The organism is Paenibacillus sp. JDR-2, from assembly GCF_000023585.1.
Lineage (GTDB): Bacteria > Bacillota > Bacilli > Paenibacillales > Paenibacillaceae > Pristimantibacillus.
In genome coordinates, this window is sequence record NC_012914.1 from 5,395,618 (window position 1) to 5,413,764 (window position 18,147).

Sequence of the window (18,147 nt, forward strand, 5' to 3'; positions counted from 1 at the left end):
AGCACGGTCCTCGTAATGGAAATCAAGAGACAATATGCAGCTGTAAGGCTCGTCCCGCCGCCCCACTCAAAAAAATAGAGGCTGTCCCAAAGGGACAGCCTCTATCCTGCAATCTTCTATTTCGTAGAGCGGTCAACCGCCGAAATCGTAAACGTGAAGCTCAGGTCCTGATCCGCAGAGATCAGGTATTCCGGATGAACCGGAGCGCCCCAGCTATCGTCGCCGCCTACGCCCATTTGGCGTCCGGCAACCGTTACAACCGTGTAATGCGGCTGCGGCAGCTCATACCAATGAGCGGCATTTTCAAGCTCGAACGCTGTCCAAGGCGACACGTTGCATTCCACCGGTGCCGATGCTGCAGCATTCAGCTGCAGGCCAAAGCCTTTGCTGTCCGTGATACGCAACTGGCGTACGCCGGTACGGTTGCCCGTCTCTTGCGGTACCAGATACGGAGTTGGCAGGTCTTTCACCGCACGGCTGAACGTACCAAGACGCGCGCCGAAAGCACGGTCGATATAATTCTCTTCCGGCCCCATTGCATACCACTGCGTCTGATCATAGTCCGCAGACAGCTTGAACGTCAGGCCAACAATCGGCACATTCGGAAGTCCGGCTGCACCTTTATAATCGGTCTTCACTTCAATGCTTCCGTCCGCAAATACCGTATAGGTCGTGCGTACGCGCAGGTCGGAGCTAATGCTGAAGCCGTATTCGAACGCAACCGTTGCGCGGTCGCCCGATGCGGCTGCGTCCAGCTCAACCTTCAGGCATTTGCGGGCAAGACTTGCCGCATACCACAGACCGGCATCATAGCCATGCGCATAACCTTTATCGTTATCCGTCTGCGCGCGCCAGAACTGCGGCACTGGCGGTGCTGCGATAAACTCGCGGCTGCCGTAACGGATCGATGCCAGCGAGCCGACGCCTTTGGAGAACTGAATCGTGAAGCCATCGCCCATTACGCCAATATTCACGTCGCCTTCTACGACGCGAATCGTGCCTGCAGGTACGGCTTCCTCAGCAGCAACCTCGAATACGTACTCGCCAAAGGCTACTTCATGGCCAGCTTCTGCCCACAGCTCATCCTGCTTGAGCACAAGTGCGGCATGAACCGCATATTCACCGGCAATCTTCGTTACTTCCGCTGGCAGCGAGAGCGGCACAACGTCTTCGCTTCCCGGTTGAACAGAGGTTTCTCCGTTCCAGCCGAATACTTCTACGCCATCGCGGTATACGCGGACCGTCAAATCCCACTCGCTTGTATTCACGAACAGGTTCTCGTTAATCACTTTAACGCCCGTACGCGAAGGAGCCAGCTTCACGTTCTGATACAGGAACTTCACTTCCTGCATCTTTGGCGTTACCTTGCGGTCTGCGAATACAATGCCGTTGCCGCAGAAGCTGTAGTCCGTCGGACGGTCGTTAAAGTCGCCGCCGTAAGCAAAGAACTCTTTGCCATAGCGGTCCTTGGTCATAATGGACTGATCCATGTAATCCCAGATGAAGCCGCCTTGGTACATCGGGTACTTTTGCTCCAGCTCGGTGTATTTATGCATGCCCCCAACCGAGTTACCCATCGCATGCATGTATTCGCAGCTGATGTAAGGCTTGGACGGATTGCTTTCCAGATATTCGATAATATCCGCAGGCTTGGCGTACATCCGGCTTTCCATGTCGCTTGTCGCATCATACGTCCGGTTGTGGAACACGCCTTCGTAATGGACAAGACGGCTTGGATCCTTCGCATGGAAGTACTTCGTTGCGTTCAGAATCACTTCGCCCGCGTAAGATTCGTTACCGCAAGACCAGATGAGAATCGAAGGATGGTTCTTGTCGCGCTCAAGCATCGACTCGGCCCGATCCAGCACGGAGCCCTGCCATTCCGGCAGATTGCCCGGCACGTTCCAGGACGGTTCAACCGCGCCCATCTTCTGCCACGAGCCGTGGGATTCGAGGTTCATCTCATCAATCAGATAAATGCCGTATTCGTCACACAGCTCGTACCACAACGTTTGGTTCGGATAATGCGAAGTACGAACGGCGTTCATGTTATTCGCTTTGATCGTTGTAATATCCCAGATCATATCTTCAGCCGTAATGGTGCGGCCGCGGCGTACGTTGAATTCATGGCGGTTAACGCCTTTGAACACGATACGTTTGCCGTTTATGTGCATGACTTTGTCAATCATTTCGAAGCGGCGGAAGCCGGCTTTTTGCACAATGGCTTCAACCAGCTGTCCCTGTGCATTCAAGACGGACAAGCATACGCTGTACAAATACGGAGATTCCGCGCTCCACAGCTTTACTTCGCCCGCATCAGCCGTAACCGACAGCTTGCCGTCCGCAAAAGCACCCTCGCCTGCAGCTACAACAACGCCTTCCGCATCCTTCAGCTCAAGCTTCACCGAAGCATCGGCATTGCCGGCTTGCTCCAATAATTCGAGATCAACTTTCAGCGTGCCTTGCTTGCAGCTGTCATCCAGATCCGCATGGATAAACATGTCTCTTACATGGATCTCCGGAACCGTGTACAGATACACATCGCGGAAAATTCCCGAGAAACGCCAGAAGTCCTGATCCTCGAGCCAAGCGCCGGAGCTGCGTTGGTACACTTCCACCGCAAGCTTATTGTCGCCTTCCCGGATAAACGGAGTCAGATCAAACTCCGAAGGCGTAAAGCTGTCTTCCGCATAGCCCACAAACTCGCCGTTCAGCCATACATAGAAGGCCGACTCGACGCCTTGGAACGAAATATAGACAGGTCCGCTCATGGATTCCGGCTTGCGGAAATGCTTCACGTAGCTGCCCACCGGATTGCTGACTACCGGGATAGCCGGAGGACGAACAGCATCCAGACCGTCCCAAGGATACATCGTATTTACATATTGCAGCTGACCGTAGCCCTGCATTTGGATATGCCCTGGCACTTGAATATCATCCCAGCCGCTGCAATCAAAGTCTTGTTTATAGAAGTTTTCAATTCGGCTCGCCGCATTTGCGGCATAGCTGAATTTCCAACCGCCGTTCAAATCCTGGCGCATCGCCATTGGCGCTTTGCGCTCCGCATCCTCCATTGCACGGTAATACCGATGATCGGAGTGCGCGTCCAGACGGTTTACGCGGTAAACGGTCGGGTCGCTGAGCCAATTGATGTCTGCCCTTGTTGCTTTCATTCTTTTTATTTCCTCCCCAAAATGAATTATCACCACAATTGCCCGTTATACGGGCAATCGTGATGATTCATTACTTGCGAGCCTATTTTACCGATCCAGTCATTCCCGCTACAAAATGCTTTTGCATCAGGAAGAAGACAATGGCCGTTGGCAGCGTCGCAATCAGAATAACAAGCATGTTCACGCCATAATCCGGCGAGTAGCTGGATCCCAAGTTCGAGATCAGGAGCGGAATCGTCCGTTTCTCGGGGGATTGCAGCACGACGAGCGGCCACAAATAGTTATTCCAGCTGGACATAAACGTAATAATGGCTGCTGCCGCATACGAAGTTTTCATCGTAGGAACATAAATACGGAAGAATACGCCAAGTTCGTTTAATCCATCTATTCGACCTGCTTCAAGCATTTCCTTCGGAAACATCTTTGTACTTTGACGGAAAAAGAAAATTAAGAACGCGGTCGTTACCGTTGGCAGCACGACAGCCGTCATTGTATTGATTCCGATTGCAGGGATATTCTGCGTAATCGTACCAAACATCCGGTAAAGCGGCACCATCAAAGCCGCGAACGGAATCATCATCGAGAGCAGCAGGATGTTAAAGACAACGTCCTTCGCTTTGCTGCGGAAAATCTCAAAGCCGTAACCGGCCAGCGAAGCAATCAGAAGGGCCAGAATGGTTGTCGAGATCGAAATTTTCGCCGAGTTAAGCATGGCTTGCCCAAGATCAACCTGATCCAAAATTTTATGCCAGTTCGCACCAAGACTTGAGCCGGGCATCAGAGTACCCTTCGTTACGTCAACCGATTTGTTTGTCGCGCTTATGATCATCCATATAAATGGGAAGATCGATACAATGGCCGCAATGCTCAGGAATACATAGGTGAAAATCCGTTTAGCCATTTTTATCACCTGCCAGTTTAAACTGAAGAATCGAGAAGATTACAATAAGAATGACAACGCCGTACGAAACCGTCGCCGCATAACCGAAGTCAGGCGTATATTTGAACGAAAGGTTGTAAATATACTGCGACAGCGTAGTGGTCGAGTTACCCGGTCCGCCCTTCGTAATGTTCATAACCTCATCGAACAATTGAAGCGTACCAATGGTCGATGTGATCGAAGTGAACAAGATGATCGGTTTGAGAAGCGGAATAGTGATCTGCGTGAATTGACGGAATGAAGATGCGCCGTCAATCCTTGCTGCTTCATAAATCGAGTTATCGATATTTTGCAGGGCAGACAGATAGAAAATCATGTTATATCCGGTCCAACGCCATGTGATGGCGATAATAATCGTAATTTTAGCCCAGAACGGGTCAGTGATCCATTGAATCGGGGCGCTGATCAAATGAAGATTGGTAAGCAAAGAGTTAATCAAGCCATCATTGCCGAACAGATATTTAAAAATAACGGAATAAGCAACAAGCGATGTTACAGCCGGCAGGAAAATCGCCGTACGGAAAAATCCTTTAAGCTTCAGCTTGCTATCATTAAGCAATACCGAGATAAACATGGCAAGTACGATCATAATCGGTACTTGGATAATCAGGAAAATAAACGTGTTTTTCAGTGCGGTAATAAAAGTCTGGTCTTTAAACAGCCTTGCATAGTTGTCTCCACCAACATAATGCAAGTTCGTGCCTGTCCCGGTCTGGAACGATAACATCAGTGCCTTAATCATCGGGTAGAAATAAAAGGCGCAAATCATGATGACAGCTATCGCTATAAACGACCAGCCGATCGCATTCGTTCTCGCCTTAATATTCATTGCTTTTGCTTTACTCACAGCGGCAGCCAGCTCCTTCCTATCTTGAGCATTTCATAATAAAGACCTTGGAGCATGCCCCGCGGGGCACGCCCTTAAGAGATGGCGGCGGAACGCGGAGGACCATGTTCCAAGGTCATTTTCTCTCTTTATTTTACAGACGAGTCTGCTTGTGCTTGTGCATCTTTCAATACATCGTCAATCTTCTTGCCGTTCAGGTAGTTCTGCATTTCGACAACCAGAATGTCCTCGATTGCGTAAGTGTGCATACCGTAGTTTACGCTTGGAATTTCGTTCGTCCATTTCGCAAAGTCCTGTACGATTTTTTGACCGCCGAAGAATTCGTTAGCAGCTGTGTAAGCTTCGCCTGTTGTAGCCGGTTTGTAAGTACCGATTGCGCCAACGTCAGTAACGAGTTTTTGGTACAGGTCAACGTTCGAGCCAAGTGTTGCTTTCAGGAATTCGGCTGCTTGCTCTTTGCCCGGAACGTTCAGAACGTACCACGAGCTGCCGCCAAGGTTAGTCGCATGCACGGAGTTAGGCGTTTTCGCAAGCTTCGGCATTGGAGCAACCGCCCATTTGCCGGATTGCGAAGCTTCCGCCGTGATGGATGGCGTGAACCAGTTGCCCGTAGGTACCGATGCAGCATCACCATTGTTGTAGTTCGCTACGAATTGGCTCCAGTCGGAGTGGATTTTCACGATGTTGGCATCCATCATTTTTTTGTATACTTCGAACGCTTCTTTCATTGCTTCGTTGTTCGCAATGTTAGGCGTTTTGCCGTCTTCGTTCAGGTACCACGAACCAGCGGATTGAATCATCATGCGGATGATACCGAGGTCGTTCGGATCAAGCGAGATCCAGTCCTTGCCTGTAGCTTCCTTGACTTTTTTACCGATATCGATGTACTGGTCCCAAGTAATGTCCTGAAGATCATTAATGGTGTAGCCGGCTTTCTCGAGGTAGTCCGTTCTTACATAAAGACCAGCAACGCCGGAGTCGAACGGAACGCCGTAGTATTTGCCGTCAACGCTTGTAGGTCCAAGCTTGTAATCAGCAAAGTCGGAAGGGTTAATTACGCTGCTCAGGTCGTAGAACATATCCGGGTAAGCTTGCAGGAAGCTTTGCGCGCGGTAGTCCTCGATAAGTACAATGTTTGGCAGACCTTTAGTCGTGCCGGAGCTCATGCCAGTGTTCAGCTTTTGAACGATATCGTTCTGAGCGTTCTCTACAATATCAACGGTCAAATCCTTGTTAGTTGCCGCATAAGCGTCTTTCGCAAGGTTCATCGCTTTGATGTTAAAGTTAGGATCCCATGCCCAAACCGTAATTTTGCTTGCAGCTTTACCGCCGTTTTCAGCACCAGTATTCGCGCTGTTTTTGTTGTTGTCCGAGTTGGACGAACAAGCCGACAGAGCTACTGCGCTAAGAGCAAGTACAGTGACTAATTTCTTCACTTTCAAGACCTCCGCATCTGTATATGTGTTGTAAGCGTTTTCCGGCTTACGAATCCATGATAGCATTCCCATCATGGCGCTCGTTAGAACGATCTTTACAACGAATTGTCATTTTATTATGAGTTGCTTGAAAGTGGTCTATTCGTACTAGGACAATCTTTAGAAATTTGGATCATTATTGGATCGAAGCAGCGGAATGCGAATTTTCACCCGGGTCCCTTCCCCGATCTCGCTTGTTATGGTAACCCCATATTCCTCGCCAAACAATAATTTGATCCGGTCGTTAACGTTGCGTACCCCAATTCCGCTGAACAGCTGGCGCTTGTTCTCCTGACTCGGAATCCCTCCGTTTATGTTCATGCCGTCGCCATTATCCACCACTTCGCATACAAGCGAAGAGCCTTCCTGCGCTACCATAATATAGATATAACCTTCGGATTTGTCGTTAAAAGCATGGAAAAAGGCGTTCTCGATAAAGGGTTGGATCATCAGCTTCGGAATCCGGTAATTCAGGCAATCCGGACCAATAAAGTAACTAACGCGGATCCGCTCGCCGTAACGAACCTGATTGATAAACACGTAATTTTTCATGTTGTCGAGCTCTTGCTGTACCGTAATCATCTCGCTGACGTTACCGATCGCATTCTGCAGAAGCGAGATAAGCGCATTAATCGTTTCGGCCGCCTTCTCCTTATTGCCCTGCTGCACCATAAATTTCACCGAGGCTAGGGTATTATACAGAAAATGAGGATTAATCTGCTGCTGCAGCGCTTCCAGCTCCGCATTACGCTGCTGCTTCTGCGTCTCCACCAGCTTGTCTACGTATTCATTCAGCTCGTCGATCATGGCATTAAAAGCAAGGCCAAGCTGGCGAGTCTCATAGCTGCCGTCCACCTTCACATGGCGGTCGAACTCGTATTTTGAGATCGTCGAAATCTGCTTTACAAGCCGGGTCAGCGATTTGGTCATGCGCCTTGAAATGATGAACACGATAATAACCGCCGCGGCTACAATGGCCATGACGATAAGCGTAATCTGCCTCGTATCCGTCAATTGTCCCAGGACCTGCTTCTTATCTATAACGTTCACCATATAAAGGTCTAAACCGGCAATATACTCCGATAAAAGAAGATGGTCCTTCCCCATAATGTTGGCATTCTTGTAATCCAGATGCTTCTCGTCGATCTCTTTCGCATACTGAAGAAGATCCGGCGAACGCTGCCCGATCCAGTCATTACGGTTGGAGGATACTATCGTCCCCCGGCTGTCAATTACCGCCACATCATTGCCAAGACTTGTATTGCTATCATAAAAACGGGCGAAATAAAGCTCGCGTACGGCAAAATAAACCATTCCATAGACGGTTCCGCTGCGGTCCACCAAAGCCTTGGAAGCTACAATCGTAGGCTCGATGCCCGGAGTACCGGAGGTTTCGGCATCGTCATAGGAATACATCAGTCTGCGAGGCTCTGCAAGAGAACGTTTGGTTATGGGGTGGTTCGCAAGAGCATCGTCCGGTACCGGCCAGTAGGAACGGTCCGTCGAATAACGACGGCCGTTCACCCCTGTCACCGTAATGCCTACCTCATAAGCGTCCACGCTAGAGCGAATCTTGTTCATCTGCTGCCCCATCTGAAAATAACTGCCTACCATGACGTTCGATTCGCCGCTGCCTTCGGTCAGAAACTGCTTGATCGTACCGCTTTGCGAGATTTTGTTCGCCGTCAGCACAATGGAATAATTGAACGAGTCCATGCCGTTTCTGATCTGCGTAATAATTTTCGAATTGGTAATGCTGAAGGTTTCCATAAACACGCGGCTGGACACGTTCATCGTTGTCCAGGTCGCTGTAATCGATACGGCCACAATGCTTACTACCATAATGATGAACATTTTCACGAAAAGGCCGTTATATTTAAATCGGTCGAGTACTTTACTCAAAGCTATCACTCACTCATCTCAGGTTTTGTTGCCGGTAACGGCTTGGCGACAGTCCGGTATGCTTCTTGAACACCTTGCAGAAATAGCTGTGATCCGAATAACCAACCATCCCGCTGATTTCCGAGATCGAAGCTTCCCCTGCCCGCAGCAGCTCCGATGCTTTCTCCAGTCTCACCCTATGCAAATAATCGACAAAGCCTTCGTTATGATGGGTTGAGAAATAGCTCGACAAATAAGACGGGTTAAAATGAAAATGCTTCGCCATCTCCGTCAAATTGAGCGATTCGGCGTAATGCTCGTGAATATAATCAAGCAGCCGCTTCATGTTGGCATTGCCGGACTGCTCGGCTTTCTCGGCTATGCATAGCTTCGCTTCCCCGATAAACGCTGTCAGCAGCTCTGCCGCCGTATTGGCATTTCGCGACTCTTCAATAGCTTTGAAATAGTAATATTTCTTCGTCTCCAGCTGCTGCGTGCCGTAGTTCATATTGCCAAGCAGCACGGTAATGTTAAAAATAACATTGCTCAGAAACGACTTGAACTCAAAGACATCCGTCGTATAGTTTGTTTTGAACACTTCCAGATGATCCAGCAAATAGTCAAATGCCGTATCAAAGCGCTCGCGCTTGAACGATTCCGTAAAGCTGTTCAGGTTAAAAGGATCTGCCGCCTGCCCGGATTCCGGGAACTCATGGAACAATAACAGATGCTTGTCCGGGAAATAAAAGGCGTAATCCATCATTTTCAGCAGACTAGCCTTATAGGACTGCTCTAATTCGGTAATCGCCGAGAAAGGCTCGCTTACGACAACAGCCACATCCAGCTCCAGCTGATTGATCGAGCTCGCCATCGTTCTTCCCCAGTAGGGCAGCAGGCTTAGCATCGTGTAATCCAGATTAAGAAGCAGCAAAATCATAGGCGCTTCGGCTTTCAGAACGTGATAGACCAACTGATCGGCATGAACCGCTTGTTTGTCCAGCTCGCCCTGCATCGTTTGCCGGATGGCATTCACCTGCTCCTTTGTTGCGTTTATTCCTCGCAGGTCCACACCCAGTAGGCAGAAGGCGCTATGAGGAAAATGGTCGCCAAGCTCCGCTTCAACCTGCATGGCATCCATCTCGTAACCGGATAACAGCTTCTCCAGCACCGAATCGATTGTTGGACCTTGATTCGTGGATTGCTCGTCCCCTTGCAGGGACGGAATTTTATCGGCAACGGCTTTCAGCACGTTCAGCATGTGGCCAGTGTCTAGCTTGGGCTTTAATATATAGTCGCGTACGCCGCTTTGAAAGGTGGATCGTACGTAATCGAAATCTCCAAAACTGCTTAGGACAATAACTTCAATATCCGGATATTTCAGCTTGATCTGCCGGGTCAGCTCTTCGCCGTCCATAATCGGCATGACAAGATCCGTCAGCACGATATGAGGCTGCAGCTCCGCAATCATCTCAAGCGCTTCTTTTCCGTTTGAAGCTTCGCCCACGATCTGAAAGCCTTCCTGCTCCCAGTTCATATAATGCTTGATCCCTTGCCGGATCAAGGCTTCGTCGTCCACGATCAGCAGCTTGCAGTAGTTTGACATGATGTACCCCCTTGTCTTGCACTTACATATGTAAAGTACATTATAACCGATAAAGCGAGCCAATTTCTCACCTTTCTGAATGGGCTGTCCTTGTTACATTTTGGCGGATTATTTGGAAGTTTGCTAGAATCGGGCAACTTTTGCTTCACATATCCGGGGAGGACTTGAATATATTGAATAACAAACCCAAAAAAACTGTGCAAGGAGGTGCTCCGAAATGGGTTCAGCAGAAGATAGACTGTTTGTTGTATCTCAGGAGGATTGGTCGCTGCATCGTAAAGGCTACCAGGATCAAGCCAGGCACCAGCAGAAGGTCCGGGAAGCCATTAAGCAGAATTTGCCCGACCTCGTGTCTGAAGAAAGCATTGTCATGTCTGACGGCAAGCAAGTAATCAAAGTGCCGATTCGGAGCCTTGACGAATTCCGATTTGTGTATAACTACAATAAAAATAAACATGTAGGTCAAGGAGACGGCGACAGCCAGGTCGGCGACGTATTAGGCGTCGATCCGCAAGCGGCCAAAGGTCCCGGCAAGGGCGAAGGCGCTGGCGATCAGCCCGGCGAGGATGTTATCGAAGCGGAGATCAGCTTGGCTGAGCTGGAGAGCATGCTGTTCGAGGAATTAGAGCTGCCGTTCCTTCGCCAGAAGGATAAGGATCAGCTCGAGACGAAGGAAATCCGGTTCAACGATATCCGGAAAAAAGGCATCATGTCGAACATCGACAAGAAACGGACGATTATGGAAAACCTGCGGCGCAACGCCACCTCCGGTACGCCGGGTATCCACGGCATCTCGCCTGATGATCTTCGCTATAAGACCTGGGAAGAGATTGTACGGCCGCAATCCAATGCGGTTATCCTTGCCATGATGGATACATCGGGCTCCATGGGCTCCTTCGAGAAATACGTAGCCCGTTCGTTCTTCTTCTGGATGACCCGCTTCCTGCGGCATCAATACGAGAAAGTCGAAATCGTATTCATTGCCCATCACACCGAAGCGAAGGAAGTTACCGAAGAAGAGTTCTTCACCCGCGGCGAAAGCGGCGGTACGATCTGCTCGTCAGCCTATATTAAGGCACTCGAGATTATCGACAGCCGGTTCTCGCCAAGCGTGTACAACATCTATCCGTTCCACTTCTCCGACGGCGACAACCTGACCAGCGACAACGAGCGCTGCGTCAAGCTGATCGGCGAGCTGCTCAAGCGCTCCAACCTGTTCGGCTACGGCGAAGTGAACCAGTACAACCGCTCGAGTACGCTTATGTCCGCGTATAAGCATATCAATATGAACCATTTCATGTACTACGTCATTCGCGAGAAAGGCGAAGTGTATAACGCCCTGAAATCCTTCTTCCGCAAACGGGAAGGCGTTGTAGGGTAATAGAAAACCGGTCGTCCAAGGGACGGCCGGTTTTTTTGGAAATGGTTTAGTTCTTCCACCTCGATATTAATGATCTTAAACCTTGTTCATCTAACTTTCTAAGTTCATCAAGCCTTATGGTTATTGCATATTCTTCATTAGAAATATAAACATCCGAATCGTAATTATTTTTCTTTATCCATTCTAGAAATCTCATACACTTCCTAATCAATGCATCTTCATCTGCGAAAGCCGAACCGTCTTCCAAATTAACAGAAAAAGATGCATTTATTCTAATATCTCTGCCTAAGTTAGTATAGGAACTAGTCTCCGTGAGTTTTCTAGAAATATAACCGTCTCCCATATGAAACGATTCTCGGGCATCGCCACCAAATATATCCTTCACGACATCGGAGGCTTCATTCGAAATGGTATGTTCTATTTTCGAAGCATAGTAATTGTCGTACAACTGTTTTTGATAATCCTCTAACACTTGAAATTGAATACCATTAGGCAATGTGATGATCGACATATAATCACCTGTTATAAAACTGTGAATTGTCGATATCCCATATTCATTCGGAATAGTATAATTTGATTGATTAAGGTACTGCACTGCTTTTGAATGAAAATTCGCCTTCCCCCATGGCGTACCTTTGTAACCGAAATATAAGGTAACAATGATAGCTGACAATAGCAATAAAAGTATTCCTGTAATAATTATTTTAGTTCTTTTAGAGATCATCCCATCCTCCCAAAGGATACTTTTTCCAAGTAAGGACTATATAAGTTATATATTTTTATTCCAAGCGATCAATAAATAACGAACATATCATCATCCACTTTGCCGTCAAAGTTAAAGAAGAGTTTATAATACCCAACTACATGATCAGAGTACTCCATATTAAGCGTTGCAACGACATGGTTGTAATCAAAATCAGGATAGTTATTACTAAACTTTATCGATACTGAATCAATCTTCAGATCAAGATAAGTTGAGTCATAATTAGGAAAAGCTTCACCGAACTCAGCAGATTCCTCTACTTTGTAGTGTTCAAAGCTTCTCCAAAATGCTGAATACAATTTCGATTCGACATCATTTGTAAGCATCCACTCTCTCAAAGCTCCGACCTCAAACACTATCCAAGGCCTCCTTGTTATATACGCTAAAATTATGCCGGTCTTGCGCTAAAGCAAAAACAATTGCTGTGTTCATCTCTTATTCATTCCTTGCCTTGTAACAGCTTCCCCAATTGGACAATAAGGACAAGTCGGACATACCGATTGTGCCTTATTCCTCTGAATGTTTAATTTGATTAGAGTATCCGCCATGAACAATCTTTCTCTCTCAAAATTAATGTCCATGCATACTCCTAATTCAACAGTCTGATCTAATAACTTACAATAATACTCGTCGTTCATTCACTCACCACATTATTCTCGGGCAATTCTTCTGCGATCGGCTCTCTAACTAAGTGCTTAAATATTACTTTGCAAACGCCATGCTTTTTATAATTTTTAATAGCTTCATTTAATGACAGCTTGTTTGCCCCGATGCTTATATGAGGCTTTTCATGCGCTATAAGATCATATTGCCAATAACAAACTTCACAAATATCTACTACGACTTCATCATCGCTGCAGATTGTAAAGTAACCGCAGCAAGGACATTGAACATTTCCTAAGTTTGACCTGACAACCTCGGCATGAACCCGTTTCTGTTTATCTTTCCAATTCATCTGTCCAAAAATGATCCCCATTACCGCGCCAGCAAAACAGTCGTAGTAGTAGAACTCTCTATGAAACAACAAATAGGCAGCTAACATAAGGACTAGATAAAAGAGCTCCCCTTCTACTGCTCTTCTGAAAAGAAACTTGTACTTTATTCGCTTCATCGCTTTAGTATTCAACAGACCGCTTCCCTCCAGGAGCTATCAAATGAAGGACATCTTATATGCGTATATTATACAAAAAGACTATCGCCATTTATATTTAGTTGATGAAAAAAATCATGCCTGCTGCAATTAACAAACTTCCAACAACCCGCAGGTATATGATTGTCTTTTTCGATGGAGTCATTTTCTCCAGATCCTTATTCTGAGCGTTGCTTTCGTTATTATAATTAAATCTTCCCCACTTCCAAGCCAGCTTCGGAGCAAACAAGTACAACGCTCCTACAGCTAATAAGATGAACTCCATTTTATCGCTCCTCCAATGGGAATTATTCCATGCACTGTTCTATATACGATAAAATCGGAGAAGGGTTCGCTCCTACTATCCAAAAATAGATGACCCAAATAGTGTCATCTTTTCCCCGCTACTATCTATTCAAACACCGTAAACATCCCCGTCATCCCAGGGGAATGATCCTTGAACCCAAACTGCTCGTAAAATGCATCATTGCCATGGGAGGCAAACAGCCCGACAAAAGCCAGCCCGTTCTCATGGCGGCGTTCTTTGATATAGTCCAGCAGCTGTTCTACGATAAGCTTTCCTAGACCCTGTTTCTGGTGCTCCGGTGCGATCGCTACATCCTGGATGTAAAAGTACATGGCCCCATCGCCAACGACCCGTCCCATTCCGACAACCTCGCCTTCACGCTCGACAACCACGCCATAAAGCGAGCCTGCAATTGATTGCCCCGACATTTCTATATGAATGCTCCCCCAACCTACAGCTTCCCATAAAGCTTTATGCTCCTGCACCGTTGGAAGACGCTTAATGATCTCGTATTGTTTACTTGCCATAATAAATGACCACCTTTATTCCATTCTAAGCTCCAAGTTCTCTCTCCCAACGCTTGTCCAACGTCGCTGATTGTTTTCCTTGAACCCGTTTATACACCTGGTAGACTCCATAGCTTTGCAAAAGAATCAGTATGGGGATAAAGTCGAGCCTATACCGGGACTGAATTTCTACCAGCAAATGCGCTCCGATATATAGCAATAAGAGAATTAAATAGAATAATGCCTCATTTCCTTTACCCGTACGCCATAAAGCAACCATACTCACAACGCCAAATGCGCTCATGAGCACATATAGCGGTCTTTCCCACTGGTTAAGACTAGTCTCCAGTTCCCATTTGTCTAACCCCCGCAGACTCCAATAAGGCGAAGAATCCGAAGAACCCCACATATAAACAAGCTTTCTTCCAAATAAAGCGATAAGCTCGCTTTTATTTTGGAGACGTTCTTTTATGATTACAAGCTCCGCCTGGTGGCGCTCTTCGCCAAAAGAATACTGGTTCGTATAGTGGGCATCCTCCTTATTCCAACTTCCGTTTGTCTGCGCGTTAAGCCCCACCATAAACTTCCAATACTTTTCTCCGCCAAATAACGATTGCTCGGAAACATGAGACGAAGTCAGCGAGATGCTGGCTAGTATTTGTACTAAATAATACATGGCAATGACGACTCCCAGCTTGCCGGCCGTACTCGCAGCTTGTCTTTTGAGAGAGCCGCGCCATTGCTGCCATATGATTAGGAGAACAAATAAAACAACGCCAGCCAAATAGACGCTTCCAATGGGACGCATGAGATGCCCCAAGCCAATCGCTAATCCTGCAAACAACCAATAGATAACCCGGTCTCTTCCTTTAAGAAGCAGAAAGCATCCCCCTGTAAATAAAAACACCGATATATGCTGGTTTGTCAGCACCGAACACATCAAGATATTCGGAATATAAAAGAGATATACCAAAGCCGCGATTCTTCCACAGCTTTCATGAAATACTTTCGAAGCGGAAAGATAAAGGACAATGGCGGTTCCCATGCTAAATAAGACGTTCAGGAGCTTAAAAATGATTAAGTGATTGCCAAAAAGCTTAATGACTCCGGCCTCATACATCGTAAACCCAAGCTGATAAGGAAAGCTGACGTAGTAAGATGAATCGCTAAAGGCAAAGTCCCCCGAAGCCGCCTCTTGTGCCGCATTATACATAAATAGAAAATCCGATTGCGGCAGCGCCGGATTCCACACGATCCAGATCACTCGGCAAACCAAGCCAAAGAAGAGAAATACAACCAGGAAAGCTTTCCGGCTGAGACCGGTAATGGCCCAATGAATAACAAGCAAGGTCACTACTGCTGTCGCAATAAACGCAGCGATCATTTTTAATACCGAATCATAGAAACTCCATGCATTTGCAAAAGAAGCTGCGAAAATCGTTGCAAAAAACAGTCCGCCTGCTGCAGAGAGAATACGTGTGCGAAAAGTCATACTACTCCTACCCTTTCAAAGTTTATCCAGCTATGTTACCATAATTTTCTTTGTAAAGGCATGATTGTATGGAACTAATTTCCTAATCCTTTCATTTAAAAAGGCCATCCCTAAAGACGGCCGTGTCAATTTCCCGGGTAATTTATCGAATAACAAATTTTTAATCTTCTACTATATACGTTCGCCTATACCCGCTGTAAACCGCCTTCATACGCTATAACGTACCTGCCTAAAAAAATGACTAACAAGCGAAGATTAGCCATTCATTCATAGGGAGATGGATACGTGAAAGCCAAGACACAACTTACGGGGCGAGTTATTTTCAAAGGTGATCCCGGTTACGAGACCGCTCGAAAGAACTGGGACCCACATACGGACCGGTTTCCGAAAGTATTTGTTTTCGCGAAAAAAACGAATGATGTAGCCAATGCCATCAAGTGGGCACGGGAGCATAAGGTGCCTATCCGCCCAAGAAGCGGCAGGCATGCGCTGGAGACTAACCTGTCGCAGGTTAACGGCGGACTTGTTATTGATACAAGCGAGATGAAGAAAATTACGTTGAATAAAAAATCCAGTACCGCGGTTGTCGAGACCGGTAACCGGGTAGGAGGAATCGTTGATACGCTTGCTCGGCAAGGCTTCATGGCGCCATTTGGCGACAGCCCTTCCGTCGGCATCGGCGGCATCACCCCCGGAGGAGGAATCGGTCCGTTGCAACGGACGACCGGGCTTATCAGCGACAATCTGCTAGCTCTGGAAATGGTTGATGCCAAGGGCAGAATCATTCGCGCAAGCAAGAAACGCAACGCCGATCTGCTCTGGGCTTCCCGCGGCGGCGGCGGGGGTAACTTTGGCGTATATACCAAATACAAATTCAAAGTGAGACGCGCTCCGGTTCGGGCAACCGTATTCAGTATCACTTGGCCGTGGGAGCAGTTCGAGGAAGTCGTCAAGGCCTGGCAGCGTTGGGCGCCTTTCACCAGCACCAAGCTGGGCAGCGAATTATCCGTCGGTCCGAAAAAAGGCGGAAATGTCAGTATGCTAGGTGTCTACCTGGGCTGCAAAAAGAAAGCCCTTAAATTCTTGCAGCCTATACTAAGTGTAGGAACAACGACCAAGAGAGACATCCAGTCTCTTCCTTGGCTGCAAGCAACCAAGTTTTTGCTGGCTCCGGATCCAATCCTTCCGCAGAAGTTCAGCAACCAGTTCTCCAGCGGTTTCGGCAGACGTCCGTTCCCGGATAAGGCTTTTAAATATATGCGCGAGTTTTTGGAAAAGGCCGAGGGCGGAACTCCGGCTGGCTTCTTCTTCCTCAACTGGGGAGGAGCTATAAGAAAAATTGCGCCTAGAGCTACCGCCTTCTATTGGCGTGATCCGCAATATTACGTGGAATGGAATAGCTCGTGGGTAAAACCGTCGCATGCGGCTAAAAATATTGCCCTGGCTCGCAACACGAGGAAGAAGCTGCAGCCGTTTATCGTAGGGTCCTACATCAACGTGCCGGACCAAGGCATTAAATGCTCCGGTCCCGTCTATTACGGCAAAAACTTCGCGAGACTGCGCAGAGTTAAAGCCAAATACGACCCGCAAAACGTTTTTAACAATCCGCAAAGTATCCCTCCTGCAAAATGACAAAAGGCAGCGGATCCCAGACACTTGAACTTACAAGTCTGGGGCCGCTGCCTTTTTTCTAAACCGGATTGCTAAACTCCATTAATTGATCCAGCATCCCGGATATGGCAACAAATTCACTGGCCCAACCATTGCTTATTGAGATCTCTTGCATAGAGCCTGTTGGAGCGATAAAAAATTGTATGTCTTTCATTACTTCAATATCCATGGCCGTTAATCGAATAACATAACTATCTATTTCTTCTAAGATCTCTGAAACAGAATTGTAAGAGCTCCAAAATAAATCCGTTAAGGGAGACTCGACTCGTGCCCGTAGCTCCTCTAATAAATAGATAATCTTATGGTAATTGTCTGTCATCTTCATCCCTCTATGTTCTTACTCCAAACTCCACGCCTCGAACCTTCGAGAAAATCATCGTATCCCGCAGCGAACCGTCGTTGGCGCGCTTATGATTGCGCAAAACGCCTTCCAGTGTATATCCCGCACACTCAGCTACTTTTGCACTCCGTTTATTACGGGCATCACATATGATTTCGACCCGGTTCGCTTGTAACTGATGAATGGCAAAGTTCGTAATCCCCTCAACCGCCTCCGATATGTAACCCTGCCCAGCATAAGCTGTTCTTGCCCAATACCCGATTTCGAATGTTCTTGCCTTCCAATCCATCCGGTGAAGCCCGCTGCTGCCGACTAATTGGCCAGTCTCTTTATGGAAGAGAAGCAGCCGCAAATCCGTGCGGTTCAGAAACTCTAGACGGGACTTTCTTATTGTAATCTCGGACTCTTCTATTGTAGGAATTTGGTTCGCCCAAGGCATCCATGGCCGCAGCTCCTCGATACTTTCGATTACTGCCTCATTAACGGCCGCCCCGTCGCCAAATAAAGGAGCACGAATAAGGAGCCGAGCGCTCTCAAAGCTTTCAGGAATGGTCAGCAGAATTGGATTCGTTCCGAATTGGCTCATCGGCTCATCTCTCCCCAATTTCATTTTGTTATTTTCATACAATTATAGTCCCG

General features: G+C 47.5%; 16 protein-coding genes. 2 read left to right on the forward strand and 14 right to left on the reverse strand.

The genetic code is table 11. The annotated features are described in order from the left end of the window. Nucleotides 1–116 precede the first annotated feature (116 nt). The 6 genes from PJDR2_RS23640 to PJDR2_RS23665 form a co-directional block, all read right to left on the reverse strand. Nucleotides 117–3,173, reverse strand: a complete 3,057-nt coding sequence (locus PJDR2_RS23640) for a glycoside hydrolase family 2 TIM barrel-domain containing protein (protein WP_015846248.1) — start codon at nucleotides 3,171–3,173, stop codon at nucleotides 117–119. A gap of 82 nt (nucleotides 3,174–3,255) precedes the next feature. Further along, nucleotides 3,256–4,074: a carbohydrate ABC transporter permease gene (locus PJDR2_RS23645; RefSeq protein WP_015846249.1), complete on the reverse strand. Its 819-nt coding sequence runs from the start codon at nucleotides 4,072–4,074 to the stop codon at nucleotides 3,256–3,258. Then, nucleotides 4,067–4,942 (reverse strand): carbohydrate ABC transporter permease, encoded by an 876-nt coding sequence (locus PJDR2_RS23650; RefSeq protein ID WP_041614604.1) that lies wholly within the window; start codon nucleotides 4,940–4,942, stop codon nucleotides 4,067–4,069. Before PJDR2_RS23650 ends, PJDR2_RS23645 begins: the two co-directional genes overlap by 8 nt. A 146-nt stretch (nucleotides 4,943–5,088) precedes the next feature. Next, nucleotides 5,089–6,396 carry an ABC transporter substrate-binding protein gene (locus PJDR2_RS23655; protein ID WP_015846251.1) on the reverse strand — a complete coding sequence of 436 codons (1,308 nt, stop codon included), beginning with the start codon at nucleotides 6,394–6,396 and terminating at the stop codon, nucleotides 5,089–5,091. 159 nt (nucleotides 6,397–6,555) lie between these two features. Beyond that, complete coding sequence (locus tag PJDR2_RS23660) at nucleotides 6,556–8,337, reverse strand: sensor histidine kinase (RefSeq protein WP_041613594.1); 1,782 nt, start codon at nucleotides 8,335–8,337, stop codon at nucleotides 6,556–6,558. Nucleotides 8,338–8,350: 13 nt separating this feature from the next. Beyond that, nucleotides 8,351–9,919 (reverse strand): response regulator transcription factor, encoded by a 1,569-nt coding sequence (locus tag PJDR2_RS23665; protein ID WP_015846253.1) that lies wholly within the window; start codon nucleotides 9,917–9,919, stop codon nucleotides 8,351–8,353. Nucleotides 9,920–10,136: 217 nt separating this feature from the next. Here PJDR2_RS23665 and yhbH point away from each other — a divergent pair, with 217 nt between their 5' ends. Then, complete coding sequence (yhbH, locus tag PJDR2_RS23670; protein ID WP_015846254.1) at nucleotides 10,137–11,300, forward strand: sporulation protein YhbH; 1,164 nt, start codon at nucleotides 10,137–10,139, stop codon at nucleotides 11,298–11,300. Nucleotides 11,301–11,346: 46 nt separating this feature from the next. On the opposite strand, the gene PJDR2_RS23675 is transcribed toward yhbH, so the two are convergent. From PJDR2_RS23675 to PJDR2_RS23700, 6 genes are all read right to left on the reverse strand, one after another. Next, nucleotides 11,347–12,024, reverse strand: coding sequence for a hypothetical protein (locus PJDR2_RS23675; RefSeq protein WP_015846255.1), 678 nt, complete (start codon nucleotides 12,022–12,024; stop codon nucleotides 11,347–11,349). A gap of 68 nt (nucleotides 12,025–12,092) precedes the next feature. Next, on the reverse strand, nucleotides 12,093–12,419 hold the full coding sequence (locus tag PJDR2_RS23680) for a hypothetical protein (RefSeq protein WP_015846256.1): 327 nt from the start codon (nucleotides 12,417–12,419) through the stop codon (nucleotides 12,093–12,095). Between the two features lie 278 nt (nucleotides 12,420–12,697). Next, nucleotides 12,698–13,189: a CPCC family cysteine-rich protein gene (locus PJDR2_RS23685; protein ID WP_015846257.1), complete on the reverse strand. Its 492-nt coding sequence runs from the start codon at nucleotides 13,187–13,189 to the stop codon at nucleotides 12,698–12,700. 82 nt (nucleotides 13,190–13,271) lie between these two features. After that, the gene (locus tag PJDR2_RS23690; RefSeq protein WP_015846258.1) at nucleotides 13,272–13,478 is read right to left on the reverse strand and encodes a hypothetical protein; all 207 of its coding nucleotides are present in this window, start codon (nucleotides 13,476–13,478) and stop codon (nucleotides 13,272–13,274) included. A 125-nt stretch (nucleotides 13,479–13,603) separates the two neighbouring features. Further along, complete coding sequence (locus PJDR2_RS23695; protein ID WP_015846259.1) at nucleotides 13,604–14,026, reverse strand: GNAT family N-acetyltransferase; 423 nt, start codon at nucleotides 14,024–14,026, stop codon at nucleotides 13,604–13,606. A 25-nt stretch (nucleotides 14,027–14,051) separates the two neighbouring features. Beyond that, the gene (locus PJDR2_RS23700; RefSeq protein ID WP_015846260.1) at nucleotides 14,052–15,497 is read right to left on the reverse strand and encodes a glycosyltransferase family 39 protein; all 1,446 of its coding nucleotides are present in this window, start codon (nucleotides 15,495–15,497) and stop codon (nucleotides 14,052–14,054) included. Nucleotides 15,498–15,782: 285 nt separating this feature from the next. Here PJDR2_RS23700 and PJDR2_RS23705 point away from each other — a divergent pair, with 285 nt between their 5' ends. Beyond that, nucleotides 15,783–17,129: an FAD-binding oxidoreductase gene (locus tag PJDR2_RS23705; RefSeq protein WP_015846261.1), complete on the forward strand. Its 1,347-nt coding sequence runs from the start codon at nucleotides 15,783–15,785 to the stop codon at nucleotides 17,127–17,129. Nucleotides 17,130–17,187: 58 nt separating this feature from the next. On the opposite strand, the gene PJDR2_RS23710 is transcribed toward PJDR2_RS23705, so the two are convergent. Both PJDR2_RS23710 and PJDR2_RS23715 read right to left on the reverse strand, forming a co-directional pair. After that, nucleotides 17,188–17,487 (reverse strand): hypothetical protein, encoded by a 300-nt coding sequence (locus PJDR2_RS23710; protein WP_015846262.1) that lies wholly within the window; start codon nucleotides 17,485–17,487, stop codon nucleotides 17,188–17,190. Nucleotides 17,488–17,497: 10 nt separating this feature from the next. Continuing rightward, a complete protein-coding gene (locus PJDR2_RS23715; protein WP_015846263.1) occupies nucleotides 17,498–18,094 on the reverse strand; it encodes a GNAT family N-acetyltransferase in 597 nt (198 codons plus the stop codon). Nucleotides 18,095–18,147: the final 53 nt, after the last annotated feature.